2 pseudogenes are annotated in these 446 nt (G+C 68.8%); both read left to right on the top strand.

The features are described 5' to 3' along the window. Positions 1-304 (top strand): annotated as a pseudogene (locus D3D01_RS22890) (hypothetical protein); the annotation flags it as partial. A 66-nt stretch (positions 305-370) separates the two neighbouring features. Further along, positions 371-446: pseudogene (locus D3D01_RS22885) on the top strand (stress response translation initiation inhibitor YciH); the annotation flags it as partial.

Genomic DNA, 446 nt, shown 5'->3' with positions numbered 1-446 from the left:
CCCGGGAAACTCGCGTTCTGAGGCGAGCGGCCGCGCCGATGACGTTCGTGAAGACGCCGGAAACGCGACCGACGCGACCGGCGTGACCGACGACGCGTCCGAGGGTTCGTCCGGCGCCGGCGACCGCGGCAACGCCCCGGAGACGCCGCCCGGAAACGACAAGCGGGCGAAGGACGCCGACGGGAGCGCCCCCGCGGTGACCACCGACGACGGGCAGTCCGACGACGACGGCACGACCACGACCGACGACGCGACGGCGGACGACGAATCGGAAACGTCGTCCACGGACGACTCGGGCGCTTGAAGCCGGGGACGGCGACCCCGCCTCCCGATACTGTTTAATATCCCCATCCTGTAGGTCCACACTGTAATGTCGGAAGTCTGCTCGACGTGCGGGCTCCCTGAAGAGCTCTGCGTCTGCGAGGACGTGGCGAAAGAGTCTCAGG

Origin of the sequence: Haloarcula sp. Atlit-7R (genome assembly GCF_003666065.1) — an archaeon.
In the GTDB taxonomy this organism is placed as follows: Archaea; Halobacteriota; Halobacteria; order Halobacteriales; family Haloarculaceae; genus Haloarcula; species Haloarcula taiwanensis.
The sequence above is the reverse complement of the archived record's forward strand: the minus strand, read 5'-3'. Positions and strand labels throughout refer to the sequence as shown.